Here is an 18,287-nt window from a genome sequence, read left to right on the forward strand (position 1 = left end):
CGGGGCTAAATGCCACGCTATAGACCGAACTGCTATGGCCTTTGAGGGTTTGGAGTTCCTGCCCCTGGAGATTCCACAGCTTCACCGTCTTGTCAGCACTGGCGGAGGCAATGGTTTTACCGTCGGGGCTAAATGCCACGCTATAGACCGAACTGCTATGGCCTTTGAGGGTTTGGAGTTCCTGCCCCTGGAGATTCCACAGCTTCACCGTCTTGTCTAAACTTGCGGAGGCAATGGTTTTACCGTCGGGGCTAAATGCCACGCCCCAGACCCCATTGCTATGGCCTTCTAGCCTGTTAAGTTCCTTCACCCCATAAACCACTTGCTCAAGTGTGGCTATTGCCAAAACGCGAGTATCTGACTCTAGATTTTTATCTAGTTTTTTCAGTTGTTTGCCTACCTTCAACGCTGCCATTAAAGCATCTAGCTCTAAATTTGATGCCAACAGGTTTTGTGATTTTAAACTCTGGGCAAGAATTTCTGCATTTATCCGACGTTTATTTGCATCGGCTGTGGCAGCAATTGCTGTCTGTTTTTGTCGCTGTACCAAATCTCGTTGATTTTCCGCTTCTATCTGTCTATCATTAGCTAATCGTTCAGCCGCTTTAGTTTTCTTAAGGGCATTTGCTAAGTCTTTACCCCGTTTTTGAGCGAGTTGTTGTGCAGACTTAGCTTGCTTTTGTCCATATTCAGCCCTTTGACGCTGCTTGTCTGCCTCCTGGCGTTCTTGTTCGGTTATTTTTTGCTCCTGAAGTGCTTTTCCAGCTTGTTGCCGTGCCAAATTGCGTTGATTTTCTGCTTCTTGACGCTGGTCTTCTGCTTCACGACGCTGTTCTTTTTCTCTGTTCTGGGCATTTAGGGCAGTTATACGTTCTCTATTTACAAACACAGCTACTCCCGTCATGAAACCCGAAAATACTAGCAGTGCGATCACATAAGGCAGTGCCGGTTTAAGTTGCTCCCAGCGATCCCGCAAGTTTAACGGCAAATTTTGATTCAGCCACTTGAGATCAAAAACTTGCCGATAGATTAGATTCCGCACCTGTAAGATATTATGTTCCCGCCGCACCACTCCCGACAACTTCAAGTGGGATTTAGCTAATGACTGCTCCTCATCCACAACTGCCCGTCTACCTCGGCGAATTTCTCGGTAAATAGTCAACACTTCCGGGCTTGGTGCGCGTGTAGTCAGCATATCTCGCACAAATTGCAAGTTATTATCCTGCTCACTCATTACACCAAAAAATGTGCTGCCGACTATCCCCTTTACATCTGCTTCAGTTATAATTGTCTGCCTCAACTGAAAAGGAATTTCACCTTGTTTCCCCTGCTGACTATCTCCTAAAAATTTTACTACTGCCCCACAAAGACGCTGGGTTAAATAAGGATGTCCCCCCGTCCACTTCAGCACCCACCGCAACACTTGTTGTCCTTCATCCTTCGCTACACCCAAACCATCTACCAAGGGTAAAGCTTCCTCAAAAGTAAAATCACTCAAATCCACACGTTGTCCAATATTAAACGGTGTGCGTTTGGCATCCTGAATTAAATCCCCCGGAGTTGCTACACCCAGCAAGACAAAGGAAAGACGCTGAAAATCAGGATTCGTTGCTCTCGCTACATAGAGATAGCGAATCGCAATAAAAAAATCATCAGTGAAATCTAAGCTGAGGGTTGAGTCAATTTCATCTACAAAAATCACCACCCGCCCCTCTACCTCAGTCAGCAACACCTGCTCAAAAAACAACGTTATTCGTTGTGACACCCCTAGATACGTATGTGCTTGCCACCAACTTACCACATCTGTATTCAGCATCAGTTGGTCTTCCAACTTCACCAAAATACCAAAATACCACTGTTCGGCTGTGACTTGCGCCCCTAACTCTTGCAGGTCAACCACTACCGAACTAATCTCTTCCTCCCTGAGTCTCTCCGCCGTGCGTACCATCAAACTAGACTTACCCATCTGACGCGGTGTGAGAACATAGGCAAAAGTTGCTGTCTGACATAAATTCAACAACTCCATATCTGCCTGACGGGTCAGATAAATCCCACCACCAGCCTGCACAGTTCCACCAACAGTGTAAATGCTTGATTCAACCACGCAGGTTCTCCCGGAAATACTCCGCATAAAGTTGACAACGGGGCATTACTACCAGCTTTTCTCGATGCACCAGACCTGCACCCCGCAAACGAAAGAAAACACGCTCATCTTTACAGTTGTTCTGGTGAATCACTTGTAGCATTCCTTGCACTAATTCGGTTTTGTTATGCAACCGGAATAGATGGTTACGCAGATGATTACCAAAGGGGCCCTTATCAGAGGTAGCATTAGCAAACAGTTCACTGCTAGAGAGGCGCCCGCTAGCAACTGAGTAAAGTGCTAGCCTAACTAAATAAGGATGTCCTCCCAGTAATCTGATTAATTGTCGTTCTTCGTTGAGGTTGAAGGGAGAACCATGAAGGTGGTTGAGGTTGGCTACCTGTTCTGCTGTAAAATCTTCTAAATCGATGACCACTCCCACATTAAAAGGTGATTGGTTGAGATTATCAATTAACTGGTAAGGTTCAGTGGATGTTACCAGTGCTAAATCTAGCTTTTTCCAGATGGGAGTAGTGGCACGGCTATTGTGCCAGCTTCTGAGCATCCCAAAGAAATCAGAACGAAATTCGCTATCAAAAACACTTTCCACTTCATCCATTGCCAACACTAAAGGCTTGCCAAAATCCTTCAGGAGATATCGTCCTACATAGCGAGTACAACGTTGGCTATTACCTAAAGGCATCTGCCAATACTCATCTACTTTATCTGCCATTTCTAGTTCCAGGGTTAGCCAAGAGCAAAACTGCCGAAAGAAGCTGTCAGCATTATTTAAAGTGGCTTTGTCAAACAATTGAAAATCCAGAAATGCCACCCGTTTACTTGCTGTCATAGCAGTCTCAATAGTCCGAATTAATAAGGAACTTTTGCCCATCTGCCGAGGGCCTTTAATAGTGATAGTCACACCCTGTCGCTTAATTGCTTCTAGGGCAAGTGGATCTGATGACCGTTCCACGTAAAATTTCGATTCACAGTCCATCGTCCCTTCAGGCATTTCCAGCGAAACTGGCTGTGCAGAAGGCAAAGGTCGTGGCAATGATGGTGAAGGCTTACTCTGAAGGATGTCAGCTTTTGCTTGTATTGCACCGATACTTAACTGACCGCCACAAATAGCCTGATTTAATTCGGCAATCAGGCGCGGTGTATCCTCCATCCCTTGCCAAAATGCCCAGTTAATATCATTTAAGTAAGCACTCAAAGGATACTGAAACGGCTCCCGATATGCCAACCGTACTGGCAGAATTGCGGGTTTCCCTCCTTGTAATTGCCCTAAGTTATGCGCCATCCTAATTTCTGCCTCTACCATCTCGCTATAAACTGACTGTCCTGACAAGAAGGTGATCAGAAAATCTGCTTGGCGGATTTCTGTTTCAATACGTTCAGCCCAACGTGTACCCACTAACATTGTTTGGTCAATAAATACCTGATGCTGCTGTGCTAGTGCCTGAAAGACTTGTAGCGCTACTGACTCATCGGCTTCTGCATTCTGGTTGTTACGTTTGTAACTGATGAAGATACGTTTCGTCTGTAATCCTTGCTCAAGATGAATTGGGTGATCTCGATGTTTGAGGACTGGCGTTGCTGATTCTGGAATATTCTCTAAGGCAATAGATACACAACCAAATTTGTAAGCATCTTGGTAGGATCTTCCAGCGCCGAGTGCATCATAAAATCCTACGGCAAACTTAATTGCTGCCTGATCTCCGATTGCTTGATTCATGCCCACAACATAATCAATATGTTGGTGAATTGCCTCTGCTTGTGCCTCGCTGTAACACGCATTTAATAATATACACTCAATCCCTTGAAATAGAGAAAACAACGTTGAGAGTGATTCACTACTCACCAGTTGCATTTTCCCCACGTGATCTTCAAGAGCTAAACCTTGAGTTCCTCCCCCATGTCCAGAAAAATGAATAATCTCAGGATTATGATCTAGAAGAGCGCGGCGTAAATCATCTGGACGTACTGCCCATTTCGTGATAATTTCAAACTGCTCCCGAATTTTGGCACGCTCCAACCCTGCCTGAATTTCTCTGACTTCTTCATCAAGGCGCAGTCTCCCCGTATCTGTAGGATTAGCCGACAATATCAGGATTTTTTTCACAGTGCCGCCAATTCTTGTACATAGCCTTTTTCTTAGAGCAGTTTACTACATCTGAATTTTTTCAGAGTATGCTCTCACAACTACAAACAACAGTTGCACCTTTCCAGATTTGATCAGCGATCGCTTTTCAGGAAACAAAGAAATTCGCGGCGTAAATTTTCCTGGACTTAGAGTATAGAGTGCCGGATTAAACAAGAATAAAATATCTTATACGGAGGTTGCGAGTTAAAGGTGGGAAATGGAAAGTGATTTGGATACTGAAACGATCGCACTTTAAAAGGCAGAGGGCAGAAAGCAGAAGGATTGATTAACTTAGGCTGAAATATTTTCAGCTTCAATCTCGGCTTTCACTAGCTCGTGACATACTCCCATCGCCGCCCTTCGGGACGGCGTGGGGCTGCTGTCGGAAATAGCTCAATAGGGTACGATTTGAGGAATATTCTGCGATGACCCAAGATAGCGCTTAATCCCTAATCTTTTGGCTCGTACCCATACTCATCTCCCCAGTAATATGGGTTTGGGTCTACAAAATCCGTGATATAGCCCTCTAACTCCTTCAGTGCCTGATCTAGGCTTTTCATATCTTTTCCGCTCTGCCAAATCAATTCACCAAACTGGAATGCTCTTACCAACGAGTGGGTTTCTTCATCCCAGCCAATTTCCACATCTTCTTGCATTTCTACTACCCAATAGCTGATGTTTGGGTAGGTTTCATAAGGCGTGTTCATTTGTAAATTTTCCTGGATATTGCGCTCAAGTGGAAAAGTATGCTGTTCTTGCTGAAAGCGATCGCTTTTAGCTTACCTTCCCCCTGGTCTTTCGCTAGCGGCTCGACCACCACAACGGCTGCCATCCCTAGCGATATCGCTAGGGAAGTTACAAACTCCAGATGAAGTACCTCCAGTAGAAAACTTCGTGTAGCCAGTCCCACCGTGGCTACTATCACCAGATAATCTGTTGTAGCTAGTGCTGACATTACTGACGGGCATTGGTGCAGAAACAAAACCACACAGGCGACTTAAATCAAAAGTGTTTGGGGTATCTGTCTTGGCATAACAAAGGGTTTCGTTTGATCCAATAGGATAGTTACTCTTATGAAGTGCTTCTTCAAAACCTGGTTGACTTTGGGCAGAGGCAGAACTCGCAAGCACAATAACCGTAGATGCAACATTAATAGCTAGTAATAAAGAGCGCATGCCAAAAATCTTGTAATGTTTCTTACTTTTTTATATGGCTCTGTGGGTAATACTGCCGCAGAGAAGACACCGAAAATTAGTTGAAGATTTGGTATGCATCTTGCTAGCCAGATCCGCAGATGCGAGAAATGCTGGTGTGCAGATATTGTGATCTGCTGATGCACTTGGGTAGGCGATCGCCACAGGCTCCGCCTTCACTTGACCCAATGGGGGGAGATGTCAAGTGCTGCAACTTTGGCTTAAAACAAATATAGCAGGGGACTGGGGACTGGGTTGAAAGTCTCTTTGTATATAAGTTTTATCATCAGTTAATGTCCTAACCTCCTTGTCCGTTGCTATAACTAAACTGCATATTCCTTCTGCCCTAATTCCCTGAGCGAATAGCGCAATCTTCACTTATTCTTCGGTATCTTTGCTGCATCAGTATTCCGCTTCGGAAGTTAAAAAGGAAGTAATCATTTTTACTTAGGACAAATCTTCTGATGAGATGTTTTTCAAGCCTGGCTCGGCGGCGGCTGTTTCCCTGCAAATGTATTGCAAGGCATTTCATGCTCGCGGGTGGTAGCAGTATCTAACAAGTTGCAGGTTCAAGTGCAAGAACATCCAGGAAAATTTTCCTGGATGTTCTTGTGCAGTCTAATTGCCTTTGGCGATCGCGCTCACCCTCCATCCTTAATTTCAGCACTGCTCAAGTGAAGGCGGAGTCAATCCTGAATACCTACGATTTGATAAATCCTTGCCACTCCAGGGATACAAAGCACGCACTTCTTCTCTGTTGTATAGCAAGACTTCTTCTAATTCCTCATAAGTCCATTTGCTAAATTCAACAATCTTTTCTAGAAGAAATTCTATTGAACGTCCAGCAAATGCATCATCTAATATCCGCTCTAGACCAGTTTCAGCAAAAGCGGCAAGCAAAATAATCGCTTTGAGATTACGTTGAATAATAGCCTCGTAAGTAACAAGTTTTATAAAGTCACGAAGGCTAATAGTCTTTGCTACAGAAGATCCTCGATAAGTTTTACCTTGAAACAGCCTAATAACTCTTAGCTCAAGTTGTGCGCCTGTAAAACCCGTATTGTGTAAGCATCTCAGCCATTTAGACTGCCTTTTTGTGCGGTTGTAAAACCAGCGGTCTGTATAGCCAAGAGAAATACCTATTCCTTCAACACCAAGACGCTTCTCACCACTAGGCATCATATAAGCGTCTAAAAAGGAATCGCCGAGAGGGATATCACAAGCAACAGCTTTAATAATATCAACCTCAGAAACATCACTCATGGTAGAAAAACCTGACTACGCATTTAAACAAGTATAAAACTAAGTAACCTGAAAACAAAAATCTACGACTAAAAATTTATATCTCAAGTACGGTTAACCGAATATCTTTTAGGGTTTTTACTTAGAAATACAAATGTATAATTAATCGAATTACAAAATCAGGAATAAAACAAATCCACTCATGTTGCCCAACGAACCGGAAGACCGCTTCGCTCGATTAGGCGGTGGCAGGGGGCAGAAAAATTGTCGTGAGGACAACTCTCGCAAGCCCGCCCCTGCCACTCCGCTTCGCCGCCTAATCGCTTCCAGTTCTTGCATCTCAAGTGGAAAAGGACGCTGCTCTTGCTGAGAGCGATCGCAAGCGGACAGGGCAGAATTCAGAATCACTTCGACGAATCCGCCAGTGCTGAATTTTGATTGTCGTCGGGTGCGATCGCACCCAGCGAGCATATTAATCTCTCAGGAATGCGATCGCACAAGTATTGTAACTATTAACTTCGCTATAAAAGTTGATGGAACCTACGCAATTGTCACAGCAGCAAACCAAGCGATCGCCAGAACATCAACATCCAGGAAAATTTTCCTGGATTTGCTGTATAGACTCTCTGCGATGGCGTAACTCACCCGCCGGAGTCAACTATGCTGGAGGATTAACGACAGGGGTTGGCGATCGCTTATTTATTAGTAATAAATCACCTAATGTGTTACTCCCTCAAGCTTGTTGATAGCTTCATTTAATATAGGTTCAATATATGATTTTAAAGTCAAGCTACTAACCTTGCCCTGTTTCCGTGTAATTTCTTCTAGCAATAAACTGTGGACACATTTAAGCCAGTCTAACTCCTCAAATAATTCTTTATTAAAAGTCTCAATTTCATAGCGCTTAACCAGGGAATTACAAACATTACGCTGGTCTTCAAACTTAAGAGATAAGAGTTTTTCTAGAAAGTCAACTTCTGTTATGTGTTTTAATACAGGGATTCTATGATATTGCTGGCTTACTGCCACTTGATTCGGCGAATCAATTAAACAAATCATATCTCTAAATTTCCATACATCGCTCTCCATGACGGAGAGCAATTCTTGCCCAATATTGGGCATATTGTCATTTTTTACTGACTCTTGACCTTTTTCAAGGTAAGTGCAAAACTCCTTAAATTCTTCAAATTTTGCACCTTTAAAACCCAGTCTAAGATATCCGTTATCAGCACTATAAAAAGAGTATGATGCTAGCTTTGATGGTTCATTATTTTTGAACCAATCAATATAAAGTTTTGAATCTTTTAGAATCTCTTCTGAGCTTTTGTGAAGCAGTCCAGCATCAGAAAAATTTAAGAACATTCCAGTGATATGCTTAACTACCCCAGGATCATCAAAATATCTATTAGTATATTCTGACTCGACTTGAGTGAGTAATTTCTCGAAATCCTCATCACTAAGAGAAGGATAATGCCATAATTTCACCCAGTCAGGTGTTGTCTCGTCCTCAAAATATTTGCTACTTTTAATCGATTTCTCTAATTCTTGTGCGTCTAATATACCTTTGTCAAAAAATGTTCCCCACCATATATAACTTGGAAATAGCGTATAGAAATTGATAAAGTGATACTTTTGAAATATTGACTGCGGAGAATCTGTTTTTTCTTTACTACTTACGCCTGGACTTGATAATTGACGATCGACAATCTGCTCGCTTAAACTGGATATGTATTCTTGCTGCAATTTATAAATATCTTCTGGAGATAATCTTCCACTCTTAATTTCAATTGACAAAACTATGAGGACTTTCAAAATGTCTTGAAGAATTTCTGACTTGGCTCTAGCTTTTTCTGGCAATGACTCAAAAATTATTTCAAAATCAAGAACAATGTGACTTAAAGTTCTTAAGTTATTATATTTTGCTTCTATATATACTTTTTCTATTAAATTGATATTTTCAAATAAAAAATCTCTAACCTTTGAGTTGTTTACCTCTTTTATGAAATTTTCTAAGGCACCATTAAAATCAATATTAATAGTAAAAGTTTTCTCAATCACCTTTTCTTTTATCACTTTATAATCAGATTTTTCGTCTAACTTTTCCTCATTTGCAATAATAATTACTTTTAGTTCTTGATGTTCTACAAAGTTGCTGATATATCCCAATATCTTGTTGAGGTCTATCTGACATCGCTCTAACTCATCAAATATTAATATACTTTTAGTAAGGTTTGTCACATATTCGGTAAGACTAGGACTTGGAATTGCACTATTTAATGCTTTGCCCTTACTGACATCTATTTTAAAATGATTACTGATAACTTGTGCAATAATACTACTCCCTATGGCTACATGCTTGGATGCTAGAAAAGGAATTTGTTGTAGTAAAAAAGCTTGTTCTATTTCAGAAAATGAGCTTACGCCGTTAAGGTTAACATACAAGCATTTTTGCTTTTGCTCTTGGAGCTTTACAATATACCTCTTGATAAACCATGTTTTACCACAACCCCACTCACCTTTTAGTAAAACAGCAAATCCGGGTGCATATAATCCACAGTAAAAATTCAAGTAATTTTTAATATGGCCATTTATTGGCTGGTTATCTTGCGTCATTTTTGTTTACCAAATCCCTAAGTTTAATATTTTGTCTCTTTGAACTAAGTAGGTGGGTGGAAAAATTTATTGTTGAGATAAGGCAGGGGGCAATTGATCAAAGAAGGCAGAAGGATCGCACAACTCCAACTAAACCTCTCCTTCCAGGATTACACCAAAGTCAACCCCTAAAACATCTTCAATCTTGCGAAGCGTCTCTATAGGCAGGCTTTTAGTGTCTTCAGACTCAATCCTGTACCAGTTGGCAGTAGTCATGCCAGCAGCAGCGCACAAATCAGTAAGTGAGCGCTTGTTTTTCCAGATAAGCTTTAATAATCTTTTAGATGTGCAATCTTTATCACTGTTAGTAGTAAGGAGCGATCCTGAATCTGATAAGTAATGCGGTATTGACCCAAACGAACTTTATATAGCTGTTCAGTGTCCCTCAATGAGTGAGAATCTTTTGGACGTGGATCTAGTGCTAGCTCCTCTAGCTTTTGTGCTAGTCGTTGCTGCACCTCTGAGTCTAGTTCTGCAATTTTCTGCACAGCTGAAGGTGCTAATGCTACTTGGTAGCTCATATCCCTAGCTCCTTTTTAATGTCTTCAAAGGGTGTTGTCCCTAGCCCTGCAATTTCTTCTAGTACTGTATAGGTATCTCTTACATCAGCGTCATCTAACCTTGCTTCAATTAGCTCATGCATCTGCTCTGTTGAAGTAATTTCAACACCTGGTTCTTCTCTAAGTTTGTCAGCTAATGCATAAAAAGCTTCTTGATCATCTCGATGCTCCAACACATAAGCTCTTAACTCTTGTTTAGTCATTGCTTGAAAATCTGGCTTTGTCATAAATACCTCACCTTCCCATTTGGAAGTATCTCTACTTCAAAAGTTTGTCCAGCAAGAATGTAAATGCGGGTTGTCCGTTCATCTAGTCTGACTAAATAAATTGGCAGGTACATCTGAGTTAAGTCCTGACACACCTTGAATAATTCAATTGCTTGTTCAATTGTTGGTTTCATTCAGCTTTAGTACCAGCAACGTATAGTTCAGCAGAAGGCAAAGGGTAGAAGGGTGGGGACAGGAAAATTAAGCATTTTTATCTTCTACTTTAATAACTTTTTGACTTGAAGTTTTGGTAGAACCGAATTATAGAACTTACTTGGATCGTGTCTTCTCAATCCGTTCCATATCTGCATATTGAGAACAGGATGATACAATCTAATCAATTCTTTTTCAATTAACAAGCGATGAAAACGCACTTCTGGGACAGGGGAAAGCCATGCAATGCGATCGCATCCACATTTTGGGCAATTCATTTATTGAAATAGTAGTATTTAGAGCATATTAGTTAACGACAATCTCAAGCAATTCGTTAATGCTTTTGCAGCCGAAATAATCGCATAACTTGGTAACAGTCTTTTTATCGAATCTGTCTAGTTGATTCCGGTAAAGCTTGCTAACAGTGGTAGGGCTTAATCCTGTTTGTTCCGCTAGCTGCCTTTGATTTACGCCTTTTTGTTCCATCAGTTGGGGTAATTTACAAATCATTTCTATGGCATCGACCGATGTTTCTGCTTTCGCACAGATGTTCATCGATTTGAAGGCCATATTTAGCGGAGGGCGAAACCAGTCAATCAATGCTTCTTCAATCTCAGGAAGTAAATCAGGGGAGATGACAAACATATAAGCAATTTTTACGTCTCCAATCGCTTCTAGTTGTTTGTATCTATGATGATTTGCCCACCTGTTTCTAGGATTTATAGAACGCCCAATGTATTGAACTGTACCATGAGAATCAATAGCAAAGTATATAGCAGGATTTTGAGGAAACGCTGATTTCGCATCCAGAGGCAACCAAGGAAGATGCGAAAGGTTAATAGCTTGTGGGTTAATCATCAAGATTTACTTCTAAATCGACCTGCAACACTTTTTCAATTTTTCGTAAGGTTTCTAGCGGCAAAAACTTAGTTTCTTCTTTTTCGATTTTGTACCAATTGGCAGCAGTCATATCAATTTCGCCGCAAATTTGAGCAAGAGAACGTGAATCGGCTTCTCTTGCCTTTTTTATTCTTGTCCCTAGTCCTGGAAATTCACGCTCTACAGTCCTTCTAACCTTCATTAAGCCAGGCATTTTGCAAACCTCAATTCCTGTATTTACTATATACCTTTAATTGTTGATTGACAACTCTCAACTGTCGGTTTACAATAAACAAATAGAGAAAGCGCCCCGGTCTCGCAAACTTAAGCGCTTCTCTATCCACGTTGATCATGGAGAATTCCATTATGACACAAGGAATCCTTGAGTCTCAAGCGATCGCCGCAGAGCATTGCGGTGGTTTGCTTGGAGAACCCGAAAAGCTATTCAAATCAACCGCGCAGTCGCTGGAGTTCTGGCTATCAGTTGCTAAGAAGCGGGAGACAATGCCCGCAAAAGAATACCTTGCATACTTGAATAGCTTTGGTTGGAATCGCCGCAGTGCCGGGCCTTATGTAAAGCTTGCCGACTTTATCAAAGAGCATTTGCCTCTCCAGATTGGCGCGATCGCCAAACTCGATATCAGAACTCTACTGAAGCTCCCCCTACCTCGCTATGCCCCAATTGTTGAGGAGATCAGGGCGAATGAACCGACGCAGGCAGAAATCACAGAACTAATTAAGAAACTACCAACGAAACCGAGGGAAAAATACAAATCAGTTGAGGAGAAGAAAGACGAGGTATTTGGATTGAATATTAGCAAGACGACTGATGAGATTGTTAGCGCTACGGCCCAACTGATGGGACTCTCGAAGCAGAGAGCCATAGAAGAGAATTGCAAATTAGTGCAAGAGCTTATAACGGGTGTTGATCCGGTGGTTGCGATCGCTAGATTCAAACAGCAGTTTGCCAAATATGAAGAAGAACCCGTGAAAATAGATGCTGAACTTCAAACAGACTTTGAAGCCTATCCCGTGCAGTGGTATGACGGCGGGGAAATCTATGCCTCGTGGGTAAATAAAACTGAGGGTGATAATGCCCTCTTAGAGGTCAATGAGGGGATCTACTCGGTGCCATTGTCAGACTTGAAGAAGATTGATATGGATGCGATCGCAGATGAGATTAGCGATCGCAAAAAACTTTCATACCCGTATCAGCAGTTGTACATCAATGCGGTAAACGCGAAGCAGGAATTGGTGACTTTACAAGCATTGCCTGATGGCGATGACACTTACGATTCTGTTTTAAAACAGTACACTCGCTGGATGTCTTGTGCGGTAGATGGTGCGAAGAGGAACGGGATTTGGTTTGATTCAGATGAGTTACAACAACACATGAGATTGGTTCTTGTTCCTGGGGGGGATGATTTGATTGCTGATGTCGCCAATGAGCCTAGATTTAAGCATAAAATCAGCAAAACTTCTTTCCTCGAAGCCTTCTATTCAGGTGTCCCCGACGAGCCAACCTTGGAACAGCGATTGAAGGATGCCGACGATTGGGACGAAATTGCATCACTTGTCAGATCCAACAACAAAACTTTGACTACTGCGATGGAGCTTTGGACAATCGAAGAAAAGCAGCTATTGATAGCCAAGCTTGCAAGTTACTTGGAGAACAGCTTCACTTGTGCGATTCACGAAAAAGAGGTTTCCTGGTTGCATCATGTAGCCCTAGCTAAGGGACTGGCTAAATTGGAGTTTGAAGTCAATCAACAAGTGTGCAAGTTCCATAAGTTTATTGACTATGGGACGGTTGACGAACTGTGGAGTTTTCGCACAGAAAAAGGCGAAACCATAGTTGTTTCTTGCAAGGAAGTAAAAGTATTTAAGTTTTAATATGAAAGAAGAAGTAGATAACGAAAACCTTCCTAATGATTTGTTTTATTTAGGGAAACTCTGCCCACGAAAACACGATTACCAAAATACGGGAAAATCACTTCGTTACAAATCAAATTTTGACTGCAAAGAATGCGCTGTCTTGCTAAGACGTCAAAGAAAAAATAGTAGATTAAGGATATTTCCAAATAAAAATGCACCACAGCCGGAAGGCATACTAATCCCAGACAACTGTTATCTAGGACTGCTTTGCAAGAATGAACATGACTATATGCAAACTGGTTATTCGCTCAGGAATAATCGGAGTACTTGTGTTATTTGCGTGTCTATGAAATCACGAGGAACACAAGCAAAAGAGAGGGTTGAGCGATGGAAGAAAGCTAATCCTGATTATATGTCTCAATACTTACAGGCTTACTACCAAACCAATAAACAAAAAATACTTCAAAAGTGCAAAGAATATGAAAAAACAGCTAAAGGAAAAGCTTGTAAAGCAATCAGACGCCACAAGCGTAGAGCTAGGATGGCTATTGCCCCAAGAGTTCCATATACTGCATCTGAGCTAGTCGCACATTTTCAAGCTTTCAATAGTGAGTGCGTTTATTGTGGCACTGTAGAAAATTTAACGGTCGATCATGTAATACCAATTGCTAAGGGAGGACACGACGCTTTGAGCAATATCTTGCCATGTTGCCTCTCCTGCAACTGCTCTAAGCAAGACAGAGTTTATTCTGAATGGTATCTACAAAGCCCACATTTCAGTATTGCTCGGCTAGCTAAAATAGCGGATTTTCTTCGATTGCGAAAAGACACAGAAGGAATCAATCCATGACCCCAAAACTTAACTTAGGACTTTGCAACCTTCCTGAACCAATATACCTCTACGTCAGGAACGGAGGCTCTGAAGGCAAAAATTATTGCTGGTACTATCACGATCCAGAAACTAAAATAAATACTCCTGAATATGCCACCGGCATATGTGGATATCTGTCTGAATTACGCCTGACCTCTAAAGAGTTCAAAGGGAAGGAAACCATGAAGTTGGATATTGTCGTTTCCGCAAATGAAACTTACATTATCCGAACTGGCGTTGAGACAAACTTTGCCAAAAGTTTTCTTTTAGCGATCGCCCTAGTTGAAGATTTGTCTAGACCTCTGATTATTGGTTGTAATGCGGGTGAGCAAAATACAGTTTTCTGTCAAGTTTACGACGCTATAACTAAATCTAGAATCAAAGCACCTTGGAATGTTCAAGCGGATTGTGCAAGCATCATTCATGATGTTCAAACTAAATTGGGTGGTGTTCAAGAGGACATCCAAGATGTACAGCTACAAACCAAGCGGCGATTGTCCCCACCTAATATATTTGGCGAATCAAATCCGGCGAAGCAGTTGCCATCAAACTCTACTCGTGAGAATACATTGCCAGTAGAGGAAAACTACGATCGCACCCTACTTAATGCCGAAATTGAATCGCTTTTAAAACGAAAGAATATCTCAGTGGAACTTGCCCAAGATGCACTGTTTGAGTTGTTCAAAGTGCGATCCAGGCAATATTTAAGAGATAAGCAGCTTGCAGAGTTTTTGGAATATTTGAAGTCGCCCAAGTACGCCGCGGCTCACTCTTGAACAGCATATCTGCCAATTTCTAAGTCGGATATCCTAGATCCAGGAAAATTTTCCTGGATCTAGAATATGACGTCTGATCGAGCAGGAACAAATTAATTTTATGGGAATGGTAACAAAAAAGCTTAGTTTTTGGATGCCAATCAACTAGAGAAATTCCCGCTGAAAAATACGAGGTAATAATCAATAAGTTACAGGCGACTCCGCACTCAGGTACTATCGCTATTTGCCACCAAATAATAAACTAACTGGCATTAGATAGTTAGCTTTTAGCGAAACAGAATTGGCTTAAGTCCTCTCGCGGTAGCGAGGGATATTTCTGTGCATCAAATATAGTCAGGATATTGAAAGATGACGAATTACAAAGGTATTCCACCAGAAGATTTGATGTGGGCAGTCAAGCATTTTTCACATTGCGCTCTCAAACTCTATAACTATGGTTGGGCTGTGCATCCTTACAAGCCCAAGTACGACAAATATTCTAGTTCATCTGTCAAAAAAGAAATTGTACTGTCAGATTCAGGGATAAAAGCAACTCATTTAAATAAGGCGATAGCAGAAGTAACAGATAGCAAGTTGTTCAAGATTTTTTATCTTCCTAATAAGCCATGCTACGAAGAGTATGCTGGCACAGTCTGTTTCTCAGAGAATAAACACGGTATTTATTTACCAGAACCCAAAGAGTATAATTTCAGCGCTTACAACGAGTTTTTGTCATCGGAGTATTGGCAAGACTGTAGGAGGCTGGTACTAGCGAGAGACAATTTTAGATGTGTCAAGTGTGGAGCTAATCAAAAATTACAAGTCCATCATTTAACTTACGAACATCATGGCTCTGAAATGGAGCATTTGGCTGATTTGACCACTCTGTGTTGTCGTTGCCACACCTCCACGCACAAGGGAGGTGTGAAATGACCTCTACCACCAAAGTGTTTAATCGGCCTCACACGATCATTCCAGAGGAAGACACAATATTAATGTTGGAGCAGAAACCATGTGTTCTCAAATTCTGGCATCAGTGCTGGCTCGCTGACCCCTACGGTTCACGCTGGATGAAGCTAACGACCAACCTCAGTGATTCAGCATTTAGATTTGCAAGAAGAATACTTGAGGCAACCCGTCTATTCTTGTTTCGCCGCATCAGTTCTGGTAGTGATGGCAGAACATCCTTTTGGGAAGTAATTAATTTACATGGTGCCAGGGTTAAGGAATTTTGGCATACCAAAAATAATGAAGCGGTATCCGCCTCAAATAAAGCGGATACCGCCCCCAACGATCCGATTACCGCTTCAAACGATCAAAAGTCTTTAGATCAAATCAAGTCAGAGCAAGCGCTCCAAGAACCTTCAGGAACTCCTCACGAACACATCACGAACTCTTCAAAAGAGTTCGTGATGTGTGATTCTCAAGCTGATGGAACGGCGAATGCACCCTTGGAGGGTGCTTCGCCTCTACCTCTGGAAGAAAGTGTTGAAGAATCGCCTGTGGCGACTGACTGCACGACGCTAGCGCTTGTAGATGATGCACCCGCAATGTTTGCAGCAGAGAACCAGAATTTTGGTGAGGAAGTGAAAGACTGTCATGTTCGCGTAGCGTCTCCAAGAGTTGGCGAAAGTTGCGCTGCGCCTGCTATCTTGCCTTTACAAAACCTTACAAACAGCGAGATATTAAACATTCTAGATGCTGCTAATCAGGGGATTTGTCCATCTATTGAGGCGATCGCAGCCCTGTTAGAAACACCTCATGCACGAAGTCTCATGGGGGTAATTACCCTGAATCCGCAGTGGGGTATCAAGTTATCTGATTACTCGACAGTCCCACAAGAAATAGCTCAGAATTCTAAATTGCGATCGCAACGTGCAACTAAGCTCAAATCCTATGCAGCGATGGGGGAATGTCCACCTGATGAATTTCTGCAAGAATGCCAAAGTGATCCAGTGTTGGCGATTCAACTTAAACGAATGGCTTTGCTTAAACTTTGGTAAATGTTCTCATGCAAAAATAAGCAATATCTGACGATTCCTGAATTGAAAGCGGTAAGGGTGTAGTAAAATTTGCTCACCTCTATAAAGTACAACATGACTTTGGAAGAATCTGCTAAAACAGCTATCTATGCCTCTGGCTTAAATCCGTCCCAAAAGTATTGGCATGAATCGTATCGAAATCAACAGGGACTAAGCCAGTAGCCCTTATTTTTGGGAGATATCGAATGGATAAACAAATACCAACGACAGCAAATGCCCAGATTTAGGCTAAAGAGTTCGTGAGGATTGTAAAAGAGAACCCTGCGATGCTTACGGCGGCAAGCTACGCAACTGATGAACAAACAATGGTTGCATGGTTTGCTATACTAAAGACGGGTTGCAGCTTTAGTTTTAAAATCGCCAAAAGTATTGATATACAAAGATTTTTGCCTGGGCAAAAGTCTAGCAATCATCCGTTTTTAGTATAACTCGATTATGTCTGGTTACGACTATGCGGAAAGGAAAAATAGGGAAGTGCGATCGCACCAATCAAGGATAAGCGAGAGCGAGATGAAAGTATGTAGTTTTTCACTCTCCCCCCATAAAGGAGAGTGAAAAACTACGTTGCTGTACCTCTTAACTTATCTGCCAAATTAGGATCGCTACCTTGGGCGACTCCAATGATTTGAATACTATACAAGAAGCTTCAAAATTTTAAAAACCCTCCAATACTATTGCGGGTATTGGGCTTTCTACAAAGAACCTCAGTGGCGATGGGCTTCCACAACAGCGATGTTTACCACAAAGCTCTTTGCGTCTTCTTGGCTGGCGTGATACTTTGACTGTTACAAAAATGTACGTAATGACAAGGCTTTTAAACTGCGGATGATTCGCACTGCTACACTAATAAACAATATTGCAGTATTTATGGGTATGACTTCATCTCATTGGAGACAAGGACTCGCCTCACCGTCACATCAGAGCTTTTTGTTCTGTCTCCCTATCATGCCCAAAAATGTCGGCAACCGTCGCAGGTTATCTCGCGTTTTCCTGTTTCTTTTTACTTGTTTACTGACTGTTGTCTTTTCACTTAATTGGGTAAACGCTGAAGAACCACCAAAGCCAAAGCCAGAATTATGGCAGATTCAGGGTATTATGGCAGCCCTTAATGATGACTATCCTAAGGTGAAGACGTTGGCTTTGGATAAATTAGGTGAATATAGACTGAAAAATTTAAAATCTTTAGAGAAGGAACTAGGAAATATTGCACAAATTGCTGTCAAACTTCTCAAAGATAAAAGGGTTGAGGCTTCAGTTCGTTCCAGTGCGGCATCAGCTTTGGGGAATTTGGGAACAGCAGCCACACCCTACGTCAAAGACATCGCTGACATCCTCAAAGATAAAAGCGTTGAGTTTCAAGTTCGTTCCAGTGCGGCATCAGCTTTAGGGAATTTGGGAACAGCAGCCACACCCTACGTCAAAGACATCGCCGACATCCTCAAAGATAAAAGCGTTGAGGCCGAAGTTCGTTACTTTGCGGCACAAGCTTTGGGGAAATTGGGAACAGCAGCCACACCCTACGTCAAAGACATCTTTAACTTCCTCAAAGATAAAAGCGTTGAGGCTTCAG

The 18,287-nt window shown here is 41.9% G+C and carries 23 protein-coding genes; 8 read left to right on the forward strand and 15 right to left on the reverse strand.

What is annotated here, in order from left to right:
* From V7K76_RS14600 to V7K76_RS14620, 5 genes are all read right to left on the reverse strand, one after another.
* Positions 1-2,104, reverse strand: a 2,104-nt coding sequence (locus V7K76_RS14600) for an AAA-like domain-containing protein (RefSeq protein WP_335029826.1), incomplete at its 3' end; no start/stop codon positions are given.
* Entirely contained in the window at positions 2,097-4,208 is a 2,112-nt protein-coding gene (locus V7K76_RS14605) for an AAA-like domain-containing protein (protein WP_335029827.1), read from the reverse strand. The genes V7K76_RS14605 and V7K76_RS14600, both read right to left, overlap by 8 nt.
* Before the next feature lie 470 nt (positions 4,209-4,678).
* Positions 4,679-4,936, reverse strand: a complete 258-nt coding sequence (locus V7K76_RS14610; RefSeq protein ID WP_335029828.1) for a hypothetical protein — start codon at positions 4,934-4,936, stop codon at positions 4,679-4,681.
* A gap of 72 nt (positions 4,937-5,008) precedes the next feature.
* The gene (locus tag V7K76_RS14615; protein ID WP_335029829.1) at positions 5,009-5,404 is read right to left on the reverse strand and encodes a hypothetical protein; all 396 of its coding nucleotides are present in this window, start codon (positions 5,402-5,404) and stop codon (positions 5,009-5,011) included.
* Positions 5,405-5,434: 30 nt separating this feature from the next.
* Positions 5,435-5,602: a hypothetical protein gene (locus V7K76_RS14620; protein ID WP_335029830.1), complete on the reverse strand. Its 168-nt coding sequence runs from the start codon at positions 5,600-5,602 to the stop codon at positions 5,435-5,437.
* Positions 5,603-5,962: 360 nt separating this feature from the next.
* On the opposite strand from V7K76_RS14620, the gene V7K76_RS14625 reads away from it, so the two are divergent.
* Positions 5,963-6,100 carry a hypothetical protein gene (locus V7K76_RS14625; protein ID WP_335029831.1) on the forward strand — a complete coding sequence of 46 codons (138 nt, stop codon included), beginning with the start codon at positions 5,963-5,965 and terminating at the stop codon, positions 6,098-6,100.
* Here the strand turns inward: V7K76_RS14625 and V7K76_RS14630 are convergent.
* Complete coding sequence (locus V7K76_RS14630; protein ID WP_335029832.1) at positions 6,083-6,685, reverse strand: hypothetical protein; 603 nt, start codon at positions 6,683-6,685, stop codon at positions 6,083-6,085. The two genes, V7K76_RS14625 and V7K76_RS14630, sit on opposite strands and share 18 nt — an antisense overlap.
* Positions 6,686-6,835: 150 nt before the next feature.
* A complete protein-coding gene (locus tag V7K76_RS14635) occupies positions 6,836-7,135 on the reverse strand; it encodes a hypothetical protein (protein ID WP_335029833.1) in 300 nt (99 codons plus the stop codon).
* A gap of 62 nt (positions 7,136-7,197) precedes the next feature.
* Here V7K76_RS14635 and V7K76_RS14640 point away from each other — a divergent pair, with 62 nt between their 5' ends.
* The gene (locus V7K76_RS14640) at positions 7,198-7,410 is read left to right on the forward strand and encodes a hypothetical protein (protein ID WP_335029834.1); all 213 of its coding nucleotides are present in this window, start codon (positions 7,198-7,200) and stop codon (positions 7,408-7,410) included.
* Here the strand turns inward: V7K76_RS14640 and V7K76_RS14645 are convergent.
* From V7K76_RS14645 to V7K76_RS14680, 8 genes are all read right to left on the reverse strand, one after another.
* The gene (locus V7K76_RS14645) at positions 7,382-9,277 is read right to left on the reverse strand and encodes a P-loop NTPase fold protein (RefSeq protein WP_335029835.1); all 1,896 of its coding nucleotides are present in this window, start codon (positions 9,275-9,277) and stop codon (positions 7,382-7,384) included. The genes V7K76_RS14640 and V7K76_RS14645 overlap by 29 nt on opposite strands.
* Before the next feature lie 129 nt (positions 9,278-9,406).
* Entirely contained in the window at positions 9,407-9,550 is a 144-nt protein-coding gene (locus V7K76_RS14650; protein WP_335029836.1) for a helix-turn-helix domain-containing protein, read from the reverse strand.
* Between the two features lie 35 nt (positions 9,551-9,585).
* Positions 9,586-9,837, reverse strand: coding sequence for a type II toxin-antitoxin system RelE family toxin (locus V7K76_RS14655; RefSeq protein ID WP_335029838.1), 252 nt, complete (start codon positions 9,835-9,837; stop codon positions 9,586-9,588).
* Entirely contained in the window at positions 9,834-10,103 is a 270-nt protein-coding gene (locus V7K76_RS14660) for a DUF6887 family protein (protein WP_335029840.1), read from the reverse strand. Before V7K76_RS14660 ends, V7K76_RS14655 begins: the two co-directional genes overlap by 4 nt.
* On the reverse strand, positions 10,100-10,276 hold the full coding sequence (locus V7K76_RS14665) for a DUF6888 family protein (RefSeq protein ID WP_335029841.1): 177 nt from the start codon (positions 10,274-10,276) through the stop codon (positions 10,100-10,102). The genes V7K76_RS14660 and V7K76_RS14665 overlap by 4 nt, the downstream gene beginning before the upstream one ends.
* Positions 10,277-10,360: 84 nt before the next feature.
* Positions 10,361-10,573, reverse strand: coding sequence for a hypothetical protein (locus tag V7K76_RS14670; RefSeq protein ID WP_335029842.1), 213 nt, complete (start codon positions 10,571-10,573; stop codon positions 10,361-10,363).
* A 28-nt stretch (positions 10,574-10,601) separates the two neighbouring features.
* Complete coding sequence (locus V7K76_RS14675) at positions 10,602-11,153, reverse strand: helix-turn-helix domain-containing protein (protein WP_335029843.1); 552 nt, start codon at positions 11,151-11,153, stop codon at positions 10,602-10,604.
* Positions 11,146-11,388, reverse strand: coding sequence for a helix-turn-helix domain-containing protein (locus V7K76_RS14680; protein WP_335029844.1), 243 nt, complete (start codon positions 11,386-11,388; stop codon positions 11,146-11,148). Before V7K76_RS14680 ends, V7K76_RS14675 begins: the two co-directional genes overlap by 8 nt.
* 152 nt (positions 11,389-11,540) lie before the next feature.
* Here V7K76_RS14680 and V7K76_RS14685 point away from each other — a divergent pair, with 152 nt between their 5' ends.
* The 6 genes from V7K76_RS14685 to V7K76_RS14710 all read left to right on the forward strand — a co-directional run.
* Positions 11,541-13,067 carry a hypothetical protein gene (locus tag V7K76_RS14685; protein WP_335029845.1) on the forward strand — a complete coding sequence of 509 codons (1,527 nt, stop codon included), beginning with the start codon at positions 11,541-11,543 and terminating at the stop codon, positions 13,065-13,067.
* A 1-nt stretch (position 13,068) separates the two neighbouring features.
* Positions 13,069-13,899 carry an HNH endonuclease gene (locus V7K76_RS14690; protein ID WP_335029846.1) on the forward strand — a complete coding sequence of 277 codons (831 nt, stop codon included), beginning with the start codon at positions 13,069-13,071 and terminating at the stop codon, positions 13,897-13,899.
* Complete coding sequence (locus tag V7K76_RS14695) at positions 13,896-14,696, forward strand: hypothetical protein (protein WP_335029847.1); 801 nt, start codon at positions 13,896-13,898, stop codon at positions 14,694-14,696. The genes V7K76_RS14690 and V7K76_RS14695 overlap by 4 nt, the downstream gene beginning before the upstream one ends.
* A gap of 348 nt (positions 14,697-15,044) precedes the next feature.
* Positions 15,045-15,608 (forward strand): hypothetical protein, encoded by a 564-nt coding sequence (locus V7K76_RS14700; RefSeq protein WP_335029848.1) that lies wholly within the window; start codon positions 15,045-15,047, stop codon positions 15,606-15,608.
* Positions 15,605-16,678, forward strand: a complete 1,074-nt coding sequence (locus V7K76_RS14705) for a hypothetical protein (protein ID WP_335029850.1) — start codon at positions 15,605-15,607, stop codon at positions 16,676-16,678. The genes V7K76_RS14700 and V7K76_RS14705 overlap by 4 nt, the downstream gene beginning before the upstream one ends.
* 984 nt (positions 16,679-17,662) lie before the next feature.
* Positions 17,663-18,287, forward strand: a 625-nt coding sequence (locus V7K76_RS14710; RefSeq protein ID WP_335029851.1) for a HEAT repeat domain-containing protein, incomplete at its 3' end; no start/stop codon positions are given.

The organism is Nostoc sp., assembly GCF_036917975.1.
Classification (GTDB): domain Bacteria; phylum Cyanobacteriota; class Cyanobacteriia; order Cyanobacteriales; family Nostocaceae; genus Nostoc.

Excerpts from the sequence above, each read along its gene's own strand:
- V7K76_RS14610 (WP_335029828.1), bottom strand. The coding sequence starts at position 4,936 with ATGAACACGCCTTATGAAACCTACCCAAACATCAGCTATTGGGTAGTA.
- V7K76_RS14615 (WP_335029829.1), bottom strand. The coding sequence starts at position 5,404 with ATGCGCTCTTTATTACTAGCTATTAATGTTGCATCTACGGTTATTGTG.
- V7K76_RS14630 (WP_335029832.1), bottom strand. The coding sequence starts at position 6,685 with ATGAGTGATGTTTCTGAGGTTGATATTATTAAAGCTGTTGCTTGTGAT.
- V7K76_RS14635 (WP_335029833.1), bottom strand. The coding sequence starts at position 7,135 with ATGCTCGCTGGGTGCGATCGCACCCGACGACAATCAAAATTCAGCACT.
- V7K76_RS14640 (WP_335029834.1), top strand. The coding sequence starts at position 7,198 with ATGGAACCTACGCAATTGTCACAGCAGCAAACCAAGCGATCGCCAGAA.
- V7K76_RS14645 (WP_335029835.1), bottom strand. The coding sequence starts at position 9,277 with ATGACGCAAGATAACCAGCCAATAAATGGCCATATTAAAAATTACTTG.
- V7K76_RS14655 (WP_335029838.1), bottom strand. The coding sequence starts at position 9,837 with ATGAGCTACCAAGTAGCATTAGCACCTTCAGCTGTGCAGAAAATTGCA.
- V7K76_RS14660 (WP_335029840.1), bottom strand. The coding sequence starts at position 10,103 with ATGACAAAGCCAGATTTTCAAGCAATGACTAAACAAGAGTTAAGAGCT.
- V7K76_RS14665 (WP_335029841.1), bottom strand. The coding sequence starts at position 10,276 with ATGAAACCAACAATTGAACAAGCAATTGAATTATTCAAGGTGTGTCAG.
- V7K76_RS14670 (WP_335029842.1), bottom strand. The coding sequence starts at position 10,573 with ATGAATTGCCCAAAATGTGGATGCGATCGCATTGCATGGCTTTCCCCT.
- V7K76_RS14675 (WP_335029843.1), bottom strand. The coding sequence starts at position 11,153 with ATGATTAACCCACAAGCTATTAACCTTTCGCATCTTCCTTGGTTGCCT.
- V7K76_RS14680 (WP_335029844.1), bottom strand. The coding sequence starts at position 11,388 with ATGCCTGGCTTAATGAAGGTTAGAAGGACTGTAGAGCGTGAATTTCCA.
- V7K76_RS14685 (WP_335029845.1), top strand. The coding sequence starts at position 11,541 with ATGACACAAGGAATCCTTGAGTCTCAAGCGATCGCCGCAGAGCATTGC.
- V7K76_RS14690 (WP_335029846.1), top strand. The coding sequence starts at position 13,069 with ATGAAAGAAGAAGTAGATAACGAAAACCTTCCTAATGATTTGTTTTAT.
- V7K76_RS14695 (WP_335029847.1), top strand. The coding sequence starts at position 13,896 with ATGACCCCAAAACTTAACTTAGGACTTTGCAACCTTCCTGAACCAATA.
- V7K76_RS14700 (WP_335029848.1), top strand. The coding sequence starts at position 15,045 with ATGACGAATTACAAAGGTATTCCACCAGAAGATTTGATGTGGGCAGTC.
- V7K76_RS14705 (WP_335029850.1), top strand. The coding sequence starts at position 15,605 with ATGACCTCTACCACCAAAGTGTTTAATCGGCCTCACACGATCATTCCA.